12 protein-coding genes are annotated in these 23,858 nt (G+C 56.4%); 6 read left to right on the top strand and 6 right to left on the bottom strand.

Annotated features, from left to right (window positions below):
- From AB4Y89_RS02495 to AB4Y89_RS02470, 6 genes are all read left to right on the top strand, one after another.
- A partial coding sequence (locus AB4Y89_RS02495) for a beta strand repeat-containing protein (protein ID WP_442299333.1) occupies positions 1–3,198 on the top strand: 3,198 nt, incomplete at its 5' end.
- A 10-nt stretch (positions 3,199–3,208) separates the two neighbouring features.
- Positions 3,209–3,796 (top strand): hypothetical protein, encoded by a 588-nt coding sequence (locus tag AB4Y89_RS02490; protein WP_442299332.1) that lies wholly within the window; start codon positions 3,209–3,211, stop codon positions 3,794–3,796.
- 542 nt (positions 3,797–4,338) lie between these two features.
- Positions 4,339–8,079, top strand: coding sequence for an alpha-amylase family glycosyl hydrolase (locus AB4Y89_RS02485; protein ID WP_442299331.1), 3,741 nt, complete (start codon positions 4,339–4,341; stop codon positions 8,077–8,079).
- A gap of 150 nt (positions 8,080–8,229) precedes the next feature.
- Complete coding sequence (locus tag AB4Y89_RS02480; protein ID WP_442299330.1) at positions 8,230–10,812, top strand: AMP-binding protein; 2,583 nt, start codon at positions 8,230–8,232, stop codon at positions 10,810–10,812.
- 180 nt (positions 10,813–10,992) lie between these two features.
- Complete coding sequence (locus AB4Y89_RS02475) at positions 10,993–12,015, top strand: alpha/beta fold hydrolase (protein WP_442299329.1); 1,023 nt, start codon at positions 10,993–10,995, stop codon at positions 12,013–12,015.
- Between the two features lie 517 nt (positions 12,016–12,532).
- A complete protein-coding gene (locus AB4Y89_RS02470; RefSeq protein WP_442299328.1) occupies positions 12,533–13,552 on the top strand; it encodes an aldose epimerase family protein in 1,020 nt (339 codons plus the stop codon).
- 177 nt (positions 13,553–13,729) lie between these two features.
- On the opposite strand, the gene AB4Y89_RS02465 is transcribed toward AB4Y89_RS02470, so the two are convergent.
- From AB4Y89_RS02465 to AB4Y89_RS02440, 6 genes are all read right to left on the bottom strand, one after another.
- Entirely contained in the window at positions 13,730–15,364 is a 1,635-nt protein-coding gene (locus AB4Y89_RS02465) for a nucleoside hydrolase-like domain-containing protein (RefSeq protein WP_442299327.1), read from the bottom strand.
- Between the two features lie 468 nt (positions 15,365–15,832).
- On the bottom strand, positions 15,833–17,188 hold the full coding sequence (locus tag AB4Y89_RS02460; RefSeq protein ID WP_442299326.1) for an ATP-binding protein: 1,356 nt from the start codon (positions 17,186–17,188) through the stop codon (positions 15,833–15,835).
- A 47-nt stretch (positions 17,189–17,235) separates the two neighbouring features.
- Positions 17,236–17,913 (bottom strand): response regulator transcription factor, encoded by a 678-nt coding sequence (locus AB4Y89_RS02455; RefSeq protein ID WP_442299325.1) that lies wholly within the window; start codon positions 17,911–17,913, stop codon positions 17,236–17,238.
- Between the two features lie 16 nt (positions 17,914–17,929).
- Entirely contained in the window at positions 17,930–20,473 is a 2,544-nt protein-coding gene (locus tag AB4Y89_RS02450) for a TonB-dependent receptor (RefSeq protein ID WP_442299324.1), read from the bottom strand.
- Positions 20,474–20,619: 146 nt separating this feature from the next.
- Entirely contained in the window at positions 20,620–22,812 is a 2,193-nt protein-coding gene (locus AB4Y89_RS02445) for an outer membrane protein assembly factor BamB family protein (protein ID WP_442299323.1), read from the bottom strand.
- Between the two features lie 246 nt (positions 22,813–23,058).
- Positions 23,059–23,814, bottom strand: coding sequence for an SDR family NAD(P)-dependent oxidoreductase (locus AB4Y89_RS02440; protein ID WP_442299322.1), 756 nt, complete (start codon positions 23,812–23,814; stop codon positions 23,059–23,061).
- Between the last annotated feature and the right edge of the window lie 44 nt (positions 23,815–23,858).

Here is a 23,858-nt window from a genome sequence, read left to right as displayed (position 1 = left end):
GGAACCCTGACTGGCTTCCTGGCTTCCGACAGCGTGACCGCAGCCTACAGTCGTGCTGCGGGTGAGACTGTCGCCGGTGGACCATACAGCATCAGCGCAGCGCTGAGTCCCGCCGCAGTGCTGAACAACTACACCATCACCTACAACACGGCTTCGTTCACCATCAACAAGGCCGTGGCTTCGGTGACTCCGAACGCGGCGAGCAAAATCTATGGAACGGCGGATCCAGTCCTGACGGGAACGCTCAGCGGCTTCCTGGCTTCCGACAGCGTGACCGCAGCCTATAGTCGTGCGGCGGGCGAGACTGTCGCCGGTGGACCATACACCATCAGTGCCGCACTGAGCCCAGCCGCGGTGCTGAACAACTACACCATCGCCTACAACACGGCAGAGTTCACCATCAACAAGGCAGTCGCCTCGGTGACCCCGAACGCTGCGAGCAAGACCTATGGAACGGCGGATCCGGCCCTGACGGGAACGCTCAGCGGCTTCCTGGCTTCCGACAGCGTGACCGCAGCCTATAGTCGTGCGGCTGGTGAAACGGTGGCCGGTGGTCCGTACACCATTAGTGCGGCGCTGAGTCCGGCTGCAGTGTTGAACAACTACACCATCACCTACAACACCGCTTCGTTCACCATCAACAAGGCCGTAGCCTCGGTGACTCCGAATGCTGCGAGCAAGACCTACGGAACGGCGGATCCGGCTCTAACGGGAACCATGACTGGCTTCCTGGCTGCCGACAGTGTGACTGCAGTCTATAGCCGCACGGCTGGTGAGACCGTGGCCGGTGGACCGTACAGCATCAGTGCCGTGCTGAGCCCGGCTGCTGTACTGAACAACTACACCATCACTTACAACACCGCTGCGTTCACCATCAACAAGGCGGTGGCCTCGGTGACTCCGAACGCAGCCAGCAAGACTTACGGAACAACGGATCCAGCTCTGACTGGGACCCTAACCGGCTTCCTCGCTTCGGACAGCGTGACTGCAACCTACAGCCGTGCCGCTGGTGAGACCGTCGCCGGTGGACCATACAGCATCAGTGCCGCGCTGAGCCCGGTGGCTGTGCTGGGTAACTACGCCATCACCTACAACACCGCAGAGTTCACCATCAACAAGGCCGTAGCCGCGGTGACTCCGAACGCTGCCAGCAAGACCTATGGGACGGCCGACCCAGCACTGACGGGAACACTCACCGGATTCCTGGCTGCCGACAGCGTGACGGCGACCTATAGCCGTGCCGCAGGCGAGACTGTGGCCGGCGGACCGTACACCATCAGCGCCGTGCTGAGCCCGGCGTCTGTGCTGAGTAACTACATCATTACCTACAACACAGCGGAGTTCACCATCAACAAGGCTGTCGCCTCGGTGACGCCGAACGCGGCCAGCAAGACCTACGGAACGGCGGACCCGGCACTGACCGGAACCCTAGCCGGCTTCCTGGCTGGAGACGGAGTAACGGCGACCTACAGCCGTGCCGCGGGCGAGACCGTGGCCGGTGGACCGTACACCATCAGCGCCGCACTGAGCCCGGCCGCTGTGCTGGGTAACTACACCATCACCTACTGCACTGCGGAGTTCGCCATCAACAAGGCGGTGGCCTCGGTGACGCCGACCGCTGCAAACAAGACCTACGGAACGGCGGACCCTGCACTGACCGGAACCCTAACCGGATTCCTGGCCTCGGACGGAGTGACGGCAACCTACAGCCGCGCCGCGGGCGAGACTGTGACCGGCGGGCCGTACAGCATCACTGCGGTGCTGAGCCCTGCTACGGTGCTGGACAACTACACCATCACCTACAGCACGGCTGCGTTCACCATCAACAAGCGCGCTCTGACCGTCACAGCAACGTCAGCCAGCAAAACATACGATGGCACGACCTTGGCATCGGTCACTCTAAGCGATAACCGCGTCGAAGGGAACCTGCTGAGCGAAGCCTGGACAAGTGCGACTTTCAGCGACCAGAATGCAGGCTCCGGGAAGACAGTGACCATAACCGGAATCTCCATCTCAGGCGCCGACGTCGAGAACTATGCCTTGGGAAATACCACTGCATCGACAACTGCAGACATAACGGCACGCGCAATCGAAGTGACAGGGGTGTCAGACAGCAAAACGTATGACGCAACTACCACTTCATTGAAGTCTCCTTCGATCACGGCAGGATCGCTCGCAACAGGAGACAACGCCACTTACTCTCAGGTCTTCGACAGTAAAAAAGTGGGAAATCGTTCGCTGCTTCCCTCGATCGCCATCGCAGACGGAAACAGCGGACATAACTACTCTGTTGTCTTCCACAATGCGAGTGGGACTATTAGTCCTTTGACGATCGCCGGTTCGATCACCGTGTCGGACAAAACATACGACGGCACGATCACTGCTTCGATCGCCACTCGTACGCTGAGCGGCATTCTCCCCAACGATGTAGCGAGCTATACGGGAGGAACGGCCACGTTTAGCGATAGCAATGCGGGCGTAGGCAAGACCGTCACTGCTGCGGGCCTTTCCCTCTCAGGTGTCGATGCTGGAAACTACACTGTAAATTCCACAGCTACGACGACAGCGACGATCGCCAAGGCTAACCAGCAGATCTCGTGGAGTGCACCAGCGCCCATCGTCTTTGGCACAAGCCTGGGCAACACCCAGCTCAATGCCACAGTGACCGGAGTACAGGGTGGAACCGCACCTGGAGCACTCACGTACACACCGGCAGCGGGAACGGTTCTAGGTGTCGGAACCCGCCAACTACGGGTTGATGCTGCCTCAACGATCAACTACAACGCAGCGACTGCAACGGTCTCCATCAAAGTCAACTATTCGACAGGTGTTTGCCTGGGCGATCTCGGACACACGATCCTGCAGCCGGTCAATGCGGACGGAAGCAGCACGTTCAAGCAAGGAAGTACAGTTCCGGCGAAATTCAGGGTATGTGACAGCACCGGGCACTCCATCGGAACTTCGGGAGTGGTGACGAGCTTCAATCTAGTTCAAATTATCGGCGGTACGGTGACAACGACTGTAGAAGAGGCCGTTACCTCCACCACACCAGACACCAACTTTAGATGGGATCCGTCGGCTCAACAATGGATCTTCAACGTAAGCACTAAACCGCTCTCAACGCAGAAGACCTACGTCTATTCGATTGGGCTAAATGACGGATCAACCATCCTCTTCCAATACGGATTGCCGAAATAGTGGAGGACCTATGAACAACACTCGCATCGGCCAATGGCTTGGAAAAGTTCTCAGGAGAGGGTTGGCCCTGGCTGTTGCATTCTTGCTGCTTTTTGGTCTTGACTGGCGATTCTTCGCATTTTCAGTAGGGACTGAAAATGCTCAGTTAGCACGCGCTAAAAAGCGAGGCAGCAAAGATATTGTTCAATTGACGGAACTGCCTCCGACGACCTTCACCCTCACGACAGAATGGATTGCAGATCCTGGCCTGGATAGCGGGACATTCCGCTATCGTGTCGATGCGATCCCACACCGCATCATCGCGAACGATCCGGATTCGCTCTCCTACAAGTTTTTGCTCTGTGAACACATCCTCATGCTTTACGACCAGAATCACTTCATACTGCAGGCCGTTCCATTTTCGTTTGTTCAGTATAGAAACGCGAGGAAGATAGAACGCTTGAGCAGCAATTACTCGGCGCGAATGACGAGATCGATTTACAAACAACTTGGTATTGGAACCGATTCCTGGAGCGTCGAATCGCGCTGCAAAAATGAAATAACTATCGCCCCGAACCCGCTGCACAATCGACCACATTCCCTTCAAGCTCGGAAATAAATCGCGATATCGCCCATGAGGTATACGCCAATCGATTCTGCTCGGTGACGCAAAACCCAAAATTGGATCGGATGCTGATTCGAATCCAAGATTCGACCGTGCGCGCCATTTCCCTCCCAGGCAAAGTGTGTCTACTACCAAGTTAATGATCAAGCATCCCCGCCGAACCCATTGGGTGGTAAACGCGCCATGAGGGAAGTGATTGGCATGTCGGCGACCCGGAGGTGGATCGGGCAGGAAAGATTGGCGCATATCCTTATGGAGAGTGCCAACATCGCTACCATCGGTGGGTCGCGGAGTTCAATATATCCAAATTCGCTTCGGACGCCAACATCAACTCTGTACCCGTAACGCTCGGGTGCCTCCAGCTTTTTTCAGTCGATCAACGGCTCGTTGGTGAAAGCGTAGGTGATATGGCATTCTTGCTTGACTCACCTGGACGATCCTGCGTATTTCTTTAGAGCTAATCTCGGGGTTAAGCCGGGGGTTTCGGTACCAGGGCATTGATGAGTGCTAGATTTTGATGTGGGGACAAGTTCGCGATGATGGAATTTCATATTTCGAGAGGCGCCCGAGACCGTTACCAGTTCGCTGGAAATCTCTTTTCCTTTACGGGCAACGTAGTCTTCGCGAATGTGTCGGCAAGCCGTGAGTTTGCGCACCGGATGAATAAGGTTCGTGATGTGCAGAAGCATCCGGAGCGTGCCGTGCATGCCGGAGCAATTTACGCCATGGGTTTGATTGACGAGGCCAGTCATGTACTCCTGGAGCGCTATCGGCAAGAGTTTGATCCCGCCGCAATCACAGATGCCCTCACCTGGTTCGCCGGGCACATAGGATCGGATGCGTTGGACCGGATGCTGCTGAGCTTTGTGGAGCAGTTTCCGGGCAGCAGCGTCTATCGCGGACTGCAAACCCCGAAGGAATGGCTTACAGGCTCGACCGATGGCATCCCCCACCGGGCGGTCGCGCTGGAAGAGATGATTCTGCTTTGGATGGCAAACCGCAACGAGGCCTTCCGTCCATTCGAAGAGTTGTTCGAGGACAAGAGCCTGGCGGAGCAAACCGCCTATCGGAGCGTCGTGGAGAAGCTGCCGGCGTATTTTGCGACCCGCCCCCTTGTGCCGATGGAAGACTCCGAGCCGCAGAGCCTGTTTGACGTGTTGCGAGCGCCTGCGGTTGCCGCTCCAGGCTCGCTGAGGGAGCAACTTGATCTAATCCGGATAAAGTGGAGGCGGCTGCTCGGGGAGAGCCTCGATCGCTTATTGTCGATCGCAGGCGAGATCCTGCAGGAAGAAGACCTGGCTATCTGGCTGCAATTCAATCCACCGAACGCGGCGGCCGAGGCGGCTGCCAGGGCCGCTGCGGAGGCCGCAGCAGCAGCGGCAGCGCAACGACGCAGGGAGAGCGGACAGCAGCAATGGCCTTCGATGGTCAGCCGTTCAGAGGTGCCGCAGTTTGGCGATGCTGTCCATGAAACTGAAAAGTTCAGCCCGGACGTGGCCTGGATGCCTGGCGCCGTGTTGATCGCCAAGAGCACTTACGTCTGGCTCGCACAGCTCAGTAAGCGATACCAGAGGTCAATTCATCGACTGGATCAGATTCCGGACGAGGAACTGGACACGCTGGCACGTCGCGGAATGAACTCCCTGTGGCTGATCGGTATCTGGGAGCGCAGCCGGGCATCGCAAACAATTAAGCAGCTCTGCGGAAATCCAGACGCGGTGGCTTCAGCTTACTCACTCTTCGATTACGCCATCGCCGAGGACCTGGGCGGAGAGCCCGCGTACGTGAATCTGCGGAATCGTGCCTACGCGCGAGGCATCCGCTTGGCCAGCGATATGGTGCCAAACCATATGGGTATCGATTCGCCATGGGTCGTAGAGCATCCGGACTGGTTCATCTCGCGGCAAGATAGCCCCTATCCTGCTTACAACTTCGATGGCCCTGACCTGTCGCATGACCCGCGTGTGGAGATCAAGATCGAAAGCCACTACTACGAGCAGACGGACGCGGCGGTCGTGTTTCGGCGGCGTGACCGGGCATCGGGGGAGACAAGGTACATCTATCACGGCAATGATGGCACGAGCTTCCCGTGGAACGATACCGCCCAACTGGACTACCTGAACCCAGCAGTGCGCGAACAGGTGATCCAGACCATCCTGCATGTGGCCCGTCTGTTCCCTGTCATCCGCTTTGACGCGGCGATGACCCTGGCAAAGCGCCACTTTCACCGGCTCTGGTTTCCCGGCCCTGGCAGCAGCGGAGCGATTCCCTCCCGCGCGGAATACGGGATGTCCAGTGCCGAGTTCAATGCTCATATGCCGCATGAGTTTTGGCGGGAAGTCGTCGACAGAGTAGCTGCCGAGGTTCCGGGAACACTTTTGCTCGCCGAAGCCTTCTGGCTGATGGAGGGTTACTTCGTCCGAACACTGGGAATGCATCGTGTCTATAACAGCGCCTTCATGAACATGATGCGTGACGAGGAGAACGCAAAATATCGGTCGGTGCTCAAGAACACGCTGGAGTTCGACCCAGACATTATGAAGCGCTACGTAAATTTCATGAGCAATCCTGACGAGCGGACGACCATTGATCAGTTTGGCGACGGCGACAAGTGCTTCGGAGTTACGGCGATGATGGCCACCTTGCCGGGGTTGCCGATGTTCGGTCACGGTCAGATAGACGGGTTCACCGAGAAGTACGGCATGGAGTATCGGAGACCACGGTATGACGAGACTCCGAACCACTGGCTGGTGGAACGACATGAGCGCGAAATAGCTCCCTTGCTGCACCAGCGAGCACTCTTTGCCGAGAGCAGCAACTTCCTGCTCTATGATTTCTTCAACGACAACGGCACGGTGGACGAAAACGTCTTCGCTTACTCGAATCGGCGGGGAGACCAGCGCGGACTGGTACTCTACAACAACCGCTATTCCACGACAAAAGGGACCGTCGACTGGTCGGCAGCCTACGCAGACAAGCATTCGGGACAACTGCGCCAGCAACGATTAAAGGATGGTCTGGGTCTGAGCGGCGATCCCGCGATCATACTTAGATATCGCGATTCCCTGACCGGGCTGGAGTATCTGCGGCGCGCCCTGAATACGGCGGAGCACGGACTGCGCATCGAACTGCGCCCCTATCAATGCCACGTCTTTCTGGATTGGCGCGAGATGCGTGCGACCGCAGACAAACCATGGGACCGCTTGTGCGACGAGCTAAATGGGCGCGGCGTTGCCAATCTGGAAGATGAGCTAATCAACCTGGCCTTGCGGCCAGCACACGACGCCCTCCGCCGGCTGCTGGACCCGGCGCTGGTGCGAACACTCTCCGAGCTGTCTGAACTTCCGCAAGCGGCCAGAGGCTCGGAGAAACAGAAGAATATCGAGCGGCAGAAGGAGGAATTCCTTGAGACCGCATGGGTACGAAGCCAGGAGTTCTTGCTCGAATCACAGCTTGCATATCGCGCTCCCACAGGGGAACATCTCGCAGTCAGACCGACGAATCCAGCCTTGCTCGCGGAGAAATTCCACAAGCGTGTGCGCGCTGCGATGGACATCCCAGCTCTCGAGAGCCTGTTTCCTACGCCTTGGAACATCGGGGCCCGCCGATTACTGCCTAGCCTGATCCCGGAATTGATAGCCACCGCCATTTGGGGCCCAGTGCTCAGCTGGTGTGTCCTGGAACTGCTCGCGGAATCGATTGACGCTCAGAAACCGGAGCGCGCGGCACTCGATCTGTTTGATCGATTACGTCTGAGGGAACCTTTGGCACATTCTTTCTCAGCACTGGGATTCGAGGGGGAGGAAAGCTGGCGCGCGACAGCTCGAATCAAGGTTGCCCTGCTGGCTGAAGCTGAAGTGACCGCGCCCGAGACCTCCAGCACCACGGCCCTACCCGAAAGAGTGGAGACGGCGTTGATTGACAGCGTAACGACACCTGCAATCGCTACAGGCGCTGCTCCGGCCAAAGCGCCAGGCCAGCAGAAGCAAGCTCCCCCGACTCTCTCTCAAATCATGTGGCACGACGCGGATGTCCGCTGGCTAACCGGCGTACACGAGGCAAACGGGCGTACCTATTTCGTCAAAGAATCCTATGAGGAGTTGATTTGGTGGCTCCAGTTGCCGGTCCTGCGTAAGTTAGCCGGCAAGGCCGTGCCAGACCGCAGCGCAATCGTGGAGTTGAGTAAGGCAATCAAGGAGGCCCTGGAGGCAGCAACGTCCGCGGGCTACAGGCTTGATGTGCTCCTCGGGAACGACAAACCCGAAGCCGAGGCATGATCTGCCTAGGATGCGCCATTTCACTCTCTCGTCGAACTGGTAGTACATCGCTTTTCATTCTCCAAAGGGGGAGACGGATATCATGGCGGGGTGCGATTTCATCTGGCTAGCCTCGTTGAGGAATTTCGCCAGCACGCTGCGGAAACCGCGGTGGTTGCTTATCGAGGCAATCGGCGCTATCCGACGACGTATGGTGAACTCGCAGAGCTTGCCGGCCGCTTTGCTGCCGAACTGGAGCGCCGCGGAATGGCCCCAGGCGAACGGGTTGTGCTCTGGGGTGAGAACTCGGCGGAATGGCTGGGCGTCTTCTTCGGCTGTCTGCTGCGGGGAGTGATCGCGGTTCCATTGGACGCGGCAGGTTCGACCGAGTTCGCCAACCGCGTCGTGAAAGATGTTTCGCCGAAGCTTATCGTGGGCGATCGCGGCCTCTCGGCTTCCCTGGACAGCGATGTTCCGCGATTGTTGTTCTCAGGAGTAAATGTGCAGTTGCCCGCCACGCCGATGTTCGCGGTGAGCGATGCCGTCAACGGAGAGACACCCTTTGAGATCATCTTTACATCGGGCACAACTGCGGAGCCCAAGGGCATCGTTCTTACGCATCGCAATGTTCTTACGAGCCTGCAGCCCATCGAGGCTGAAATTGCCAAATACCTGAAGTACGAGCGGTGGGTGCATCCACTGCGGTTTCTGCACACCCTGCCGCTGAGCCATGTCTTCGGCCAGTTCATGGGCATGTGGATCCCTTCCCTGCTGGCGGCCGAGCTCCACTTTGGTGAACAGTTCGAGCCGTCGCGGATGATCGAGCTGATACATCGTGAACGCATCTCAGTCCTGATCACCGTGCCGCGCGTGTTGCATCTACTTCGGCTGCATCTGCTGGAGCACTATGGTTCGCTCGCACTGGACTTGGAACGAGCAAAAGATCTCTCGGTCTGGAAGCGATGGTGGCGCTTCCGGCAGGTGCACCACGCTTTCGGGTGGAAGTTCTGGGCGGCCATCTCTGGAGGAGCGACATTACCCGCCGATCTGGAAGATTTCTGGAACAAGCTTGGTTTCGCGCTGATTCAGGGTTATGGCATGACAGAGACAACCGCCCTTGTGACGCTCAATCATCCATTTCGTATCGGACACGGAACAATCGGTAAAGTTCTACCAGGTCGTGAGGTCCGCATCAGCGACGACGGCGAGATTCTTGTGCGCGGAGACATGCTGGCAACAGCGACGTGGCAGGGAGGCGCATTGCGGCCGCGCCAGGCAGAGTGGCTGGCAACCGGCGATCTGGCGACGAAGGATGAGTCCGGCGAGCTGCGGTTTCTTGGCAGAAAGGGAGAAGTCATCGTCACCGGTGCAGGGATGAACGTGTACCCCTCGGATCTCGAAGAGGCGATGACGAAACTGCCCGGAGTACGCGGATGCGTCGTGGTGCCATATGAGACCATCCGCGGCCCGGAGCCGGTTGCAGTCGTGCTCCTTTCAGCGGGTGATTCCGACCTGAACGTACTTGTCGGCCAGGCAAACCGCGAACTGGCAGGGTATCAACACATTCGACGAGCATTGCGGTGGCCTAATCCGCAGTTCTCATACACTTCGACGGGAAAGCTATTGCGCAGAGAGGTGGCAGAGTGGGTTCGTGCAACACTCTGGAACTCCAGGCACAGTGGAACCGCAGACGTCACCGCAAAAGCCGATGCGCTACTCAATCTGATTGCGGAGATTACCGGCGAATCCGTCGCAGGTGTCAGCGACGACCTAAGGCTGTCGGAGGACCTCCACCTGGATAGTCTGGGTCGTGTGCAGTTGCAATCGGCCCTTGAGCACCGGTGGGCCTTCGAGCTTGAGGATGATGTGATTGCCGGAGTGGAGACGCTGGGCGATCTGCGGGCATTACTGGAGCGGAAGGCAGGGACTTCCCCTGAAGTAAAGGCAGCTCATATCGCGGGTGAGATCGGTCCTGCTTCGGTGAGTCCCGGTGAAGTGCCCGCCGCTATGTCCCTGCCTCAGACAGTGTCCCCAAACGAGCGCGATGTATCTCCCCTTTCGCTTTCGCGGTGGCCGTGGGCTTGGCCGATCCATGCGGTCCGCGTTGCTTTTATCGAACTCGTGATGCGTCCCCTGATATGGCTGCTCGCCGCACCACGCGTAGTAGTACGTGAGGCGGCGGAGCTGCCGCCAGGGCCGGTGCTGGTGATTGCGAATCATGTGACCGCTTACGATGGCGTACTGATCTTATATGCGCTACCGGCCAGACTGCGGCAACGGGTTGCAATTGCAATGTCTGCTGAAGTTCTTCTGAACCTTCGGAGGGGGCGAAACCAGCAGAGCACACTTCGGAATCTGCTCGCGCCAGCGGGGTATTGGCTGGTGACTGCGTTGTTCAATGTATTTCCTCTGCCGCGGCTGCGTGGGTTCCGGAAAAGTTTTGCCCATGCAGGCGAAGCAATGGATCGAGGCTACTCCGTACTGATCTTTCCCGAGGGGGCTCGGAGTCCCGACGGCGAGCTACAACCGTTCAGGCCCGGAATCGGCCTGCTGGCGCAGCAGTCGCGCGTGCCCGTTGTGCCGGTAGCGCTGATCGGTCTGGGCGAAATGCGTAGAGGCAAGACTCGATGGTTCCGCTCAGGACAACTGGAGGTGCACGTAGGCGAGCCTGTCGTCATCGAGGAAGGTGCAGAGCCCGCGCAACTCACCGCAAAGCTCCAGGCGAGCGTAAGGCAGTTACGATCCGAAGATTAGATCTGCACACGGGCGTCACTCTTGCCAGGATCAGACGGTGTCGCGTGGTTGCCTTTGGTTAAGTTGGACAAACCTTATCTGAACGGAGTTCCATCTTGAATGGACCATGCTCCCGACGTTTGGGATTCATTCATACTGCATCCCATAGAGCAGGATGACAATTAGAGCAGGAGGGTGACAATGACCATCCTACTTTGGGCGCTATCAGTGCCCTTGGCCATATTGCTTATTGGGGCACTCTTTCAAGCGATAGGTTCAGCGATTGATCGCCGGCTCTATCCTGCACCGGGCAGGCTTGTTCTGGTGCAGGATAGCCGCCTCCATGTCTATTCGGAAGGTGAAGGCGCGCCCACGATCATCCTGGAAGCGGGTGTCGCAACTTCTTCGCTGAGCTGGAGAGCAGTGCAATCGGAGTTAGCGCAGTTTACGCGCGTGATCAGTTATGACCGCGCAGGTTTCGGGTGGAGCGAGGCTGCCCACACCCCGCGCACCATCGGCAATTTAGTGTCCGAATTCGAGAAGATGCTTGCCTCATTTGACATCTCTGGACCGTTCATTCTGGTTGCCCATTCCTTCGGTAGTTTGATTGCTCGTGAGTACTGTTATCGCAATCCCGATCGTGTGGCGGGACTTCTGCTGCTGGATCCAATCGATTGTGAGCATTGGAGCACGCTGCCCCCCGAAGGCCAGGAACGATTGGCACTCGGCGCCAGGTTGTCGAGACGCGGCGCCTGGCTGGCGCGAGCAGGTGTGGTTCGTTTTTCCCTGATATTGCTGTCGGCAGGAGCGAGAACGCTACCGAAGTGGATCGCACGCATGGCAAGTGGCGGCGGAGCGGGCGTTATCGCGCGCGTCACGGCGGAGGTCAGCAAGATGCCGCACGAACTGTTGCCCGCGGTCCGCGCACACTGGTCGCGTCCGCAGAGTTTTGAGACCCTGGCCCAGTATCTTTCTCGACTCACTCGGTGCGTGACTGAAATTCCCTACACATCGCTCGGTCATCTTTCGTTGACCGTGATTTCCGCCGAGAATGCAACTGAGTCAGAGCTAAGGGAGCATCGCAAGCTGGCTTCACTCTCCAGCATAGGCGAGCACATCATTGCGGAAAGAAGCGGCCACTGGATACAGTTGGATCGGCCCGACCTGGTCGTTAGCTCGTTGCAACGCTCCTATGGCGTGTCTCAGAAATCCTCTGTCCCTTAAGTCGAATCTTGTTTAGGTATTTTTCCGGTCTTTTACCTGTAAGGCCTTTTTGTTTCAGTAGGTTGATCGACGAACTGAGACCAGCGCATCGACACAGCCGGCAAGGACTGAGTAATGCAACTTGAGGATGGGCGGCACTGCATTTTTGATGTCTGGCGATTAGTTCCTGGCTTTCAAAGCTTACGGCGCACTTCTACTCCCATATTTTTGTGGCCGTTATTCCTTGTCTGCCAATGACAGCCTCAAACATCTCGATTCAGAGATAGAGCATTTTTCCTGTAGGTGTAGAGCAGGGCTTGTGCATCTATGGGCGTTTTCTGCAATGAAAACGCCGCCGCACGCTCCTCTCGGGATACCCAGCAACAGGAAAAATGCTCTAAGCTAGGCAGGATCGCAAAACCACCGATACCCATGTGTGGAGGCTGCCATTCCTCGCTATTACCGGATTTCTCAATCTCTTATCGTAGTCATCTTGTCACTCCTCTTCTGGACCTCTCGTTTGGCCGGAGAAGTTGTCGTGTCGAACGAGAACTGGGGGCATCTGCCAGACGGGCAACCCGTCGAACTCTTTACGTTGCGCGATGGACCGCTAACCGTTCAGATCTCCAATTATGGTGCGCGCATTGTGGCGATACGCGTACCCGATCGCAGTGGTCGGACCGGAGACATCGTTCTTGGCTTTCCAAGCCTAGAACGTTATCTCGAGCCGCGTAACTCGGTCATGGGAGCGACTGCCGGAAGATTTGCAAATCGAATCGCACAGGGCCGCTTCTCCCTCGATGGAACGGAGTACACCATCCCCATCAATAACAATGGAAACGCACTCCACGGAGGGACCGTAGGATTCGACAAGAAGATCTGGAGTCCCCGCATTGTCAAAGATGGTGTGGAGATGTCGCTTGTGTCACCCGATGGCGATATGGGATTCCCCGGCAATCTCTCTGTTCAGGTGACCTTCACCCTGGTGAGGTACCGCCGCAAACCGGCACTCTCGATACAGTACCGCGCAACCACAGACCGCACCACTGTGGTCAACCTGACCAACCATGCGTATTTCAACCTGTCGACGTCGGGCCAGGAACCCGTCTTCGAAGACATTGCATGGATCGATGCGGCCCACTACACGCCAGTGGATGCAACCAGCATTCCAACTGGCCAAATCGAGAGCGTGCACGATACGGCCTTCGACTTCACGACCCCTCACTCAATCGCGGACAAAATTCCTGAGCGTGGCTACGACCAGAACTTCGTTCTCAATAGCCATCGCCGCAGTTCACCAAATGCTGAAGTCAAAGATCTGAAAAGCGGCCGGACACTGCAGGTAATTACGAATCAACCCGGCTTGCAGTTTTACGTCCCGCGTTTCCCTGCTCCGCCGACCGGAGCCCGACGATCTGGCATAGCCGCCTTCTGCCTGGAGACACAACATTTTCCCGATTCTCCAAACCGGCAGAACTTCCCAACGACTACGCTGCGACCAGGGCAGATATTCCGCTCCCAGACGGTTTATGTCCCGACAGTTGATACGAAGCATTGAATTTACTTCGCAATCCGAACGCGAATGAAACCGAGTAGAGGGCTGGCAAAGAATCGTCATAAAGATGCCTCGCCTAAACAGAGCGGAGTGTGTGCTCAGGCGAGGCATGGACAGAAACGATCAATCCCTTCTCGCAGCGGTGCCTAACCTGCCGCGCGAAGAGATGAACCGGGAGCCCTACCGCACGGTAATCACAACGCGCTGGTACTGTGTCAGGGCCGGCGTGCCGCTGTCAGTTCCTTCTAGAATGACGTGGATCGTATCGCCAGCCTTCGCGTCCGCAGGAATAACGATATTGGTTTTGAGCGCTTCCGGGCTGTCAATCCGGACATTGCCTGCATAGGAACCCGCATCCTTGTACTGCCACCACTTCACCTTGACGCTGTCGTGATCAGGATCCGATGCGGCGCCTTGAAGGGCCACGGCGCTCCCCGCTTTGGCAGTGAGGTCGAGCGGGCCCTTCACGGTCACTTTTGGTTCGTGGTTGGCGTCCTTGAAATTAGGTGTGACAGACCACTTCAGACGAGCCGCGAAGTCATTCTGTGAGGCAGCAAAGAATCTATTATTCAATGCCAGAACCTCAGGGGGCAGCGGCGACCGCCTCATCCCTTGCGGCCGAGCCTGTGGTGCTGGGGCATTGGCAATATCGGGTACGTTGGGATTCTTCTGACCCTGCGCCGCGAGTCCAGGGGCAAAGCCCGCATCATCCGGAGGCAACGGCCCTTGAATCGGGATGAAGTTCAGCATCGGTCCAGCGCCATCCCGCCAGATTCCTCCCCAACCGCCCCAACGCCCATTCTGCGCTCGCAGACCATTGTTGAGGAGATTGAGGAAAGTCGGAGTGTCTCCCTCGCTGATGAACGAGTCCTTCTCTTGAGCCTGACGCCCCATTTCACGCAGTTTGTCTGCAGTGAATCCAAAGGTGTCGGTCGGATCCATGACGACACCGTCCTGCCACACACGATACAACGCCCCTAAAGGTCCTTGATTGAGAACATTCTCTCTTGTCCACGGACCGCTGATATAGACCATGTTCTCTGGCGAGAGTGAACCTCGAATGCCATAGCCGTATTCAACCATCGCCAGCGACCACTCGGCTACGTCCGGCCAGTTCGGCTTGATGTAGCTGTTATATGTCCCGTCCTGGTCACCGAACGGAATAATCACCAGCTTGTGCGATATCTTTTCCCTCACGCTCTGCCACTGTGGCTTATCGTGACATTCCATATAGATTGAGCGCAGGGCGCGTGCAATCGTGCTTTGCCCGCCTTGCGCCGTAACGTACAGCGGACCCGGTTTGTCATCCATGAGAAGAGACTTGATCAAATTCGAGCCATCAGTGTCCTTTGAAAAGTCGGCCTCAAACTCGACGTTGCCCCACTTGATCTTGGACTTCAGCAACGCCGGATCCGGATACTCCGGATTGTGGACTTTCAGGTTCTTGTAGACCTTCGCGTACGCATCAACGATATGGTCGATGAAGGCCTCTTTCTCCGGGAAGGGCCATCTGTACGTAGTGCAGCCCTCTGGACACGTCTTCGCGCGGGCTACTCCCCATGCGGGACGGAATTGCGTCGTCCCTTTGCCATCACCCTTCCAGTGAAACGTTGACTCCTGGTAGACCAGCCCTTCCACATTGAAGTCAGTTGTATAGAGGATCGCGCGAATCAGCGTGTCGTTGTCATCCAGTTCTGGGTCCGCGGTGATGACGATGCGAGGCTTGTTCGCGAACGTAGATGGCCGTTGCGCCAACGCGTCCACTACTCCAAGAGTGCCCAACAACAACATCAGGTAGAACTTTCTATTCTTCATAATCCCTCGATCTTCGATGTTCGTTTGATTCCAAGTTTGCTCAGATCAATCTGATTTATCCCAAAGCATGCAGATTGGCCCGGCACCAACCGTCAGAAGGAGACTCGCAGGGAGCCTTGCATGATTCGTGGTGCTCTTGCGGCACTCACTTGTTCGAACGTGGTCTTTGCTTTCAACATGACTCCTCCTGAACGAAACAGGAGCCAGCATATGAATCCGAGATTTCCCTGTCAACGTATTACTTTCAATACTGCATAAATATGCCATTCGCGGCCAAGCAGTGCCTGCTTCTTCTCCAAACAAGGACTGCATGTTTATGCTAAATTGATTAATTTTCTTGTCGGAGCTACGCTTCAAAGCAGGGCCCTAATAGGCGTCAAAGATTGCCCTTGGCAAATAGATTTGAACGAGGTTCTCTCGATCGCAGTAGTTTCAAGGCTCTACTTTACCTGCGTTGTCGTTGAGTACTCAAGCATAGGGATAAGCCTCGGCTGCAATCTCCGCGCATGGGAAAGACACAGTGAAGTTCGTACCTTTCCCCACTTCGCTGGTCAGTGTGATTGAGCCACCATACGCCTCTGTCAAGCTCTTGGCGATGGACAAACCAAGCCCCGAACCGCCATCGCCTGATGTTCGCACTACATCCACACGATAAAAGCGTTCGAAGACCTTGCTCTGAAGCTCGGCTGGAATGCCGATGCCATCGTCAACAACACTGAAGCCTCCCATGAGGCCATTTCTCCACATCTGAATTTGAACGGATCCGCCTGCGGGTGTATATCGAACCGCGTTGTCGACCAGGATCATCATGACCCGCTCGACCACACTCTGGTTGCCTTTCAAGACCAAGAGGTCGTCCTCGAAGTTCGTCCTCACCTGGATATTCTTCCGATGAGCAAGCGATACGATCCTGGGCTCCAGTGCACGTAGCGACTCTCCGAGCTCAAATAGTTCGCTCGGAGGCAGGTTGTCATTTGCGGATGATCTTGCAAGAGTCAATAAATCTTCGATGACCCGCGTCATATAATCCGCCTCCAAAATGATATGGTTCAGCGTCCTACGAGCTGTGTCAGGCTGGCTGTCACCCATCAGCAAAACCTCGGCGGAGGCCTTAACGACCGCGGTCGGGGTCCTCAGTTCGTGGGATGCATCCGCAGTAAATTGCTTGATCCTCTCGTAGGAGCCTGCAATCCGGTCCAGCATCCCGTTGATCGTCTCAGAAAGACGATCCAACTCGTCCCCCGTCCCCGTAATCGTCAGCCGTCGTTCAAGATTGTTCGCATCAATCGAATTTGTCGCGCGGGTAATCTCTTGGATCGGCAATAATGCTCGTCCGCCCATCCAATATCCTGTGCCTGCCGCGAAAAGCCCCGCCAGCGGCGTGATGAGTACAAGCAGCCAGGCGAAACCTGTGAGCAACTCATGGTATTCCGTCTGGTCCACAGCAACTTGCAGCACAAACAGGTATGGCCCAACATGCACGTGACGGCTCATCGTCCTGTATGAGCGAGAGCCGACTTTGAGGTTCCCTGCTGTCGCCCCCTCAGACAGTTGCACACGCGGAATCATTGCCATCTGATCTGGCTGATAAATGAGGGTTCCCGTCTGATCGATAGCCCGAAACATCCGGTTCCGAGGAAGAAGCGCAGCGTGTTCCCGCAGCTCTTCTCCCAGGTTGTCCATCTGCTTGATGTCAAGCTTGTGACGCAAGAAGGCTTCAATCCCGTTGATGCCGGCATTCAGTTCCTGGTCGGCGACCCGCCGCACGCCCTGGACGGCCGCCAGGTAAATTCCGCAACTCAGCAATGCAATGGTGATTGCCACAACCGCGGCATACCAGACAGTCAAACGGGTACGGATCGAGAGGGACTTCATAACTTATCCGAAGCCAAACGGTAACCGAAACCACGTACCGTGTGGATCAATTTCACCTCAAAGCCATCGTCAATCTTCGAGCGTAGCTGCTTCATAAATGCATCCAAAGTGTTGTTTTCGACAGTCCTCTCATAACCCCAGACCGCGTTGATAATGGAATCGCGACGCAGGACCGAATTAGGACGACGCATCATGTATTCCAGTAGCAGATATTCAGTACGCGTAAGCTGTATTGACGTTCCAGACCGGCTCGCATGGTGTGTGACCGGATCAAGCTTCAGGTCTTCGATCTGGTAGTGCACGGAAGGCATCCGGGTCTGCCGCCGAGCCAGGGCTCGTAGACGCGCAAACAGCTCTTCGAATGCAAACGGCTTCGTCATATAGTCGTCGACACCACAATCAAGCCCATCGACGACATCGGTTATCGTGTCCCGGGCAGTCAACATCAGAACCGGGGTGCCGATATTGCGGGCGCGTAGACCGCGAGCGACCTCGAGCCCATTCAAGCCCGGCAGCATGATATCCAGGATAATCAGCTCGAACTCATGTTCAGAAGCAATCTCCAGCCCCTCGCTTCCAGAAGTTGCCAGGACCGGAAGATACGACTTCTTCTCGAGCGCATCCTTCAGAAGCGGCCCCATCCTTGGATCATCTTCGACAACAAGAATCCTCATGCACCCAGCCTATCGCCTAAAACGTGAGCTGCGCTCCGAACTGAACTCTGCGTGCGGGCATCGCCGCCGTCGGACGAGCAAAGAAAGCAGATCGGATATTCCCTACATACGTGGTGTAGGAAGTCGTGTTGCTGACATTGAAGACATCGATCGACAGGCCGACCTTCGCCTTTACGTCTCCATTTTTCAGTCCCAGTTCGTTCTCTTTACCCCAATGAAGATCAAGCGCCGCGGTCCGGCCTCCCTGCAGCGTATTTCGCGATACACCATCGGGCCGTGCATTTAGAAGACCGGTATTATAGCGATCAAGACCGGCGGTCTTTGTGTAAGGCAGACCGGAATACAGTTTCACGGCGACGCCCAGGTTCACCCAGTGATCTCCATTGAATGCGCCAAGCATGTTGAAGCGATGTCGCTGGTCAAGATCGGAACGGCCATACTCTCCAGCCAGCGAATATTGGTTTGCCGGAAACCAAGTCACGCCGCCAGTATCGTTGTTCGTGTGGCTGTAGGTGTACTGCGTCATTCCCGAAAACCAGCGGCCGGCTTTTCCCTGAAGGGTGAAGTCGAATGTATTTCCAATCTGTTTTCCGCGTGACTCCATCTGTCGCACAATCCCAAAATCCCCGTCGGGAACAACCGTGTAAGCCGGCGGCAAGGGCGCGTTTACATTTCTCGACCGCAGAAGCGATATTCCCCTCATCCCGCGGTAGGTAACCGCAAGGGTCAGTCCCTTCACCAGCTCACGTTCCGCCGTAAGGCTGTAGTTGATGTTGTACGGGACTCGTCCAGCAGGCTCCAGTGTCACAAGATTGGTCGGGAAGGAGTTAATGTCCATACCCGGAGGATACGGATTTGGATAGCCAGGATTCAGAAGAGTAACCGCTCGAATCGTATGCCCGTTGTATCGATTCAGATCGGCTTCCGGCGGAGCGCCGCTTCGATCGAAGAAAAGCCCGGCTCCCCCTCGCAGTACGGTCTTCTGGTCTTTGAAGCGGTATGCTATGGACCCGCGTGGACCAAAATCATTCCATGCCTTGAAGTAGGTTTGCCAGTCATAGCGGATACCGAACGATACCTGTAAGTTTTTTCTCAACTGGACCTGGTCTTGCACAAATGCGCCCAGTTCGTTCATCCAGAAGATCGCGCGTCCGGGGCCAGCCTGCTGCGTGAAGGAATATGGCTTTGCCGACTGGTAATCACTGAGACTCGCAAAGTTGTACGTACCCCACCGATTCGAATTGTCGTCCCATGCACGGCGACTCAGATTGGGAATATTCACGCCAAATGTGACGTAGTGATGTCTGTGGGTCCAACTCACAGTGTCGTTGATCTTCAGATTGTTCTCATTCTGCAGCATGTCGGCCTGGGCGCCTCCGCCAACGAAATTCCCATCGACAACAATCCTGGGAGCGTTCGTCGTACTGCGGATGGGACCATAGTCTTGCTCATAGAACAATTGGATCTGGTTCAGAAGGTTCGGCGTCACGATGATGCGCTGTGTGAAGATCACATCATCCTCGCGGACTCTCTGATTCGTTCCCGCCTCAGCCAGAACAAGCCCGCCCACACTTTGGTTCCTTGTCACGACATCACTGACGTTGTATTGAAGCGAGACGCGGTTCGCCGGCGAGAAGTCGTGCGAAATACGTGCCGCAAACTCTGTATTGTGCAATGGCGTTGCAACATTGGCGTTGGTGACACCCGAAGGGGTGATGGCATGCACGATGGATTGGAGATTGTCTTCCTGCCGCGTTCCGGAGATGAGGAAGGTTGTGTGGTGGTCCATCGCCGCAGGCCCCGTGATGGAACCCTCGTAAATCCGCTTCTGTTCGAACGGTTTCGTTACCGCGAAATAGTTTTTCGCATCCGTCACAGAGTCTCGTATGGTGAAGTTAAAGCTGCCGTGAACATGCGGAGTTCCTGGCTTGGTAATGATGTCGATGCGGCCGCGTCCGGGCTGTCTCGTTTCCGCGCTATACGGATCTCGATTGATCCTCACCTCCGCGATCGCGGAAGCCGAAACACCGATTCCCTTCCTCTCGACCCCGTCCACAACAATGGTTACTCCCCCGGTGCCAATACCTGTTTGGTCAAGAAAGGGGCTAAGCGCCGCGATGTAGTTTTGGTCAAACACCGGCACGGATTGCAACAGACTCGCGTCCGCCTTGATCTGGTCTCGATTATTCGAGTCATCCAACGAGACGGCATCGGGTTCGCTAGCGACGACAACCTCTTGTGCGACCGAGCTCACCTTGAGCTGAATAGAGAGACTGACCGCATTCGTGCCCGCCGCGATATTTCTTTCGTACGCTTCGAAACCGTGGGCTGCTTCCACTCTCAACCGGTAGGCACCCGGCGCCACGTGTAAAAACCGGAAGCTTCCATTGTTGTCCGACGTCGTAGTTAGCTTCCGGCCATTGGCGGAAATTGCAACCTGAACATCTGGGACATTCGCGCCATCTGGATCTGAGATATGTCCTGACACCGTCACCTGTGAGTACAAGGCTGACGACAGGAAGAGCAGAACAAGAGTGCGAAGAAGAATTCTAAAGTTCATCGAATAAAAGCGTATGCCGGGTAGCCTGAATTTTCCCTGAAGCACAGCGTGGAATCGACATAGCCGCTTCCGCATCCATGGGCGTTTTCCGCAAAGAAAACGCCGCTGCGCGCCCTTCCGGAATACCCGGCAACAGGGAAAATACTCTAGGGGTGGACAGGCGGCGCTGATGGTGGGTGCTTGGGAAACGATTTTGCTAAGTAAGCAGCGATCTGGTCGAATTCTATATCGCTAGCGACAGCGCCGCGACCGGCCATAACTTGAACCAGATCGCCCCACTCTTGGAGATCGAGGTGTTGCGCAGCCACCACTGAGACGGAATGACAGCCGGAGCACACGCGAAGAGTCGTCTCTCGACCTGGCCCCGCCGGAAAGAGAGCGAGATCAGATGCGCTTAGTTGTTTTATAAGCTGCGATGTAGCCACGGTCGGCGCCGCCTTCACAGAGGGCGATACCTGTGGCGCCCTTGCGGAAGGCTGTGTAGGTCGAAATGCCACCGCGCCATTAGCATCAGGGAGGCTGTACACCACCAATGAATCACTGGCCAATTTAGCGCCGATCAGGCCGCCCCCGGTTGCGACAACAGCTACATATTGCTTACCATTCGCGGCGTAGGTAATCGGCGTAGCTTCTGCGGAAGCCGGCAATTTGACTGTCCATATCTCTTTTCCGTTTTTTGCATCAAATGCCCGGAAGCGAGAGTCATCGGTAGCACCAATGAAGACCAATCCGCTGCCCGTGATGATAGCTCCGCCGAGACCCGGCCTACCAGTATTCCGCTTCCCCTCGGGCAAACTATCGGTAACTCCCAGTGTCGAGCGCCATGCTATCTTTCCGGTATTGACGTCGACAGCCACCAACTCTCCCCAAGGCGTGGGACCACAGGGTAAGTGATTGCTGGGATTCCAGAAGCGCGCCACGCCCGCGAGCGGCCCCGAGTTGATATAGCTCCCGTCAGCGTCGCGTATCACACGCACCGGCTGCGCAAGATTGTTCACATTGGCTATGAATAGACCGAGCTTAGGATCGAACGCTCCGCCATAATAGTTCACGCCGCCTTGTGTCCCGGGCAGAACAACGGTGTACCGATCTAATGCCGGAGGGGTATATACATCTCCGAGGAGCATATTGTTGTCATCGACATATCGTTCGCACCATGCCTGATGCTCAGGGGTGTCCTTGTAGAGGTTCGATCGGCTTAGGGTCGTTTGCGAAAGCGGTTCGGGAAGCACGGGGAAGGGTTGTGTTGGAGAAGTCTTTTCTCCAGGGACATTACTTGCAGGAACGGGTCGCTCCACAACACCGTAGATCGGCTTGCCCGTAACGCGATCGAGAATAAACATCAATCCGTTTTTGTTAACAGTGGCTACCGCGGGGATGATTTTGCCGGCGCGCTTTACATCAAACAGAGTCGGTGGCGACTGGGTGTCTATATCCCAGATGTCGTGGTGAACCACTTGAAAATACCACAGCAGCTTGCCAGTATTTGCATTGACGGCGACGAGAGAAGAACCGAATAGATTATCGCCTGGCCGATCGACACCAACGCGATCATTATTGGGCGCTCCTAGAGGCATATAGAGAATGCCTCGTGCCTCGTCGATCGTCATGTAACCCCAGACGTTGACGCCCGACCGATCCTTCCAGGAATCGCCGGCCCAGCTTTCGTGCCCCGGCTCTCCCGGCCGCGGAACGGAGTGAAACGTCCATACCAGTTTGCCCGTATGTGCATCCCAGGCACGAGTGTCGCCGGCAGGACCAACGCCCCCGAGCGCTCCTCCCGGCCCCTCCCCAGGTCCTGCGCCTGTAATGACCAGTCCCTTATAAATAACCGGGGGAGAGGGCAAAATATAGCTCTTATCCATGCCGGTCGTCATAACTTCGGGGGTCTTGAGATCAACCATCCCGTTAGTACCGAAGTCGGAGTTGATCTGTCCCGTTGCTGCGCTGATCGAATACATGTGTCCGAGACGAGTGCCGAAGATGATTGAAGGCCCTGAGGTTGCATCGCCGGGCCAATAGGCGCAGCCACGCATCGAAGCATTGTCACCATCGGGAATATCAAACACCCACTTCTCCGCACCCGTTGCCGAATCCAAAGCAACGATTCGGCTGTAGGGAGTGACTACATACATCGTCGTACCGATCACAAGGGGTTGATCTTCCGACTGATGGAAGCCCGATGTGGCTGGTGAAGCTGTCGAGGAAGGCTGCGTCGCGCCGGTACTTGCTGCCGGCTTCATGCGATAAACCCATGCAACCGCCAATTTGTTCACATTCTCCGGGGTGATCTGTGTCAGCGGGGAATAACGTGTCCCCGTTGCATCACGACCGACCATTGGCCAATCACCCGGGGCCGTCAGGGATGCAGGTTTAGCTTCGGGGGAGTTCTGACCACCTTCACTGGCGGCAAATTGTGACACAAATAAGAATGTGGACAGAAGGCTGAGTGACCCGCCCCTACTCAATCCTGATTTGAATTGCATTTTTCCTGCCGCCCTTCCTGGAGCAAAAACTCTACCTGTGTCCTAAATACTGACCTTGCCCCCTGTTTCGTCTCACGTCCTCATGCCCTATCGTTAAGATCATTTCGCGGTCCACCCACCATCGATAAGAATGTCCGTCCCTGTAATAAAGCCGGCATGTTCCGAGCACAGATAGCAGGCCAGCGCACCGATCTCCTCCACCTTGCCCCAGCGTCCGACTGGAAGGCTGGCCAAGAACTGCGCATTCGCCTCGGGGTTGTTCATCACCTGCAGATTCATATCGGTGCCGAAGGGCCCAGGGCTGATGCCGTTGACGGTGATGCCCTCTGACGCGAGCTCGTGTGAAAGTGCGCGTGTCAACCCAAGAAGCGCCGTCTTCGCTGACGAGTAGGCCGTGCGCCCCGGTAGCGAAACATGACTCATGATGGACGTCATGTTCAGAATGCGCCCGAAGCCTGTGCCCTGCATACCTGGTACAAACGCGCGGCACAGCAGAAACGTGGAGATCAGACTCGAGTCAAGCACGCTGCGAAATTCCTCCAGGGTGAACTCGATCAGCGGCTTACGGATGTTGGTTCCGGCATTGTTGATTAGGATCTGGGGAGCACCAAAGCGCTGCTGAACCTGCTCCTGCAGCCGGGTCACATCACTCTCGCACGTCACGTCGGCGGTGAACCACTCCGCAGTGCCGCCTTTCGCCTCAATGGCGGACTTGACGGACCTGAGCCGCTCAACATCGCGCGCCACCAGCGCAATCGTCGCACCTGCTTCCGCCAGGGCCAGCGACATCGCCTCTCCAAGGCCACGACTTGCGCCGGTGATAACTGCCGTCCTGCCAGATAAATCGATGACCATCGTCTCACCTGTTTTTCGAGGATCCGGAACAAGTACATTGGACC

Source organism: Terriglobus sp. 2YAB30_2 (assembly GCF_052114765.1).
GTDB lineage: Bacteria > Acidobacteriota > Terriglobia > Terriglobales > Acidobacteriaceae > Terriglobus.
This window is presented reverse-complemented; position numbering and strand designations above follow the sequence as displayed.

Bases quoted from the DNA above. Each gene is read 5' to 3' on its own strand.
- AB4Y89_RS02490 (WP_442299332.1), top strand. From the start codon at position 3,209: ATGAACAACACTCGCATCGGCCAATGGCTTGGAAAAGTTCTCAGGAGA.
- AB4Y89_RS02485 (WP_442299331.1), top strand. From the start codon at position 4,339: ATGATGGAATTTCATATTTCGAGAGGCGCCCGAGACCGTTACCAGTTC.
- AB4Y89_RS02475 (WP_442299329.1), top strand. From the start codon at position 10,993: ATGACCATCCTACTTTGGGCGCTATCAGTGCCCTTGGCCATATTGCTT.
- AB4Y89_RS02465 (WP_442299327.1), bottom strand. From the start codon at position 15,364: ATGAAGAATAGAAAGTTCTACCTGATGTTGTTGTTGGGCACTCTTGGA.
- AB4Y89_RS02455 (WP_442299325.1), bottom strand. From the start codon at position 17,913: ATGAGGATTCTTGTTGTCGAAGATGATCCAAGGATGGGGCCGCTTCTG.
- AB4Y89_RS02450 (WP_442299324.1), bottom strand. From the start codon at position 20,473: ATGAACTTTAGAATTCTTCTTCGCACTCTTGTTCTGCTCTTCCTGTCG.
- AB4Y89_RS02445 (WP_442299323.1), bottom strand. From the start codon at position 22,812: ATGGTCGGTCGTGATGCAACGGGGACACGTTATTCCCCGCTGACACAG.
- AB4Y89_RS02440 (WP_442299322.1), bottom strand. From the start codon at position 23,814: ATGGTCATCGATTTATCTGGCAGGACGGCAGTTATCACCGGCGCAAGT.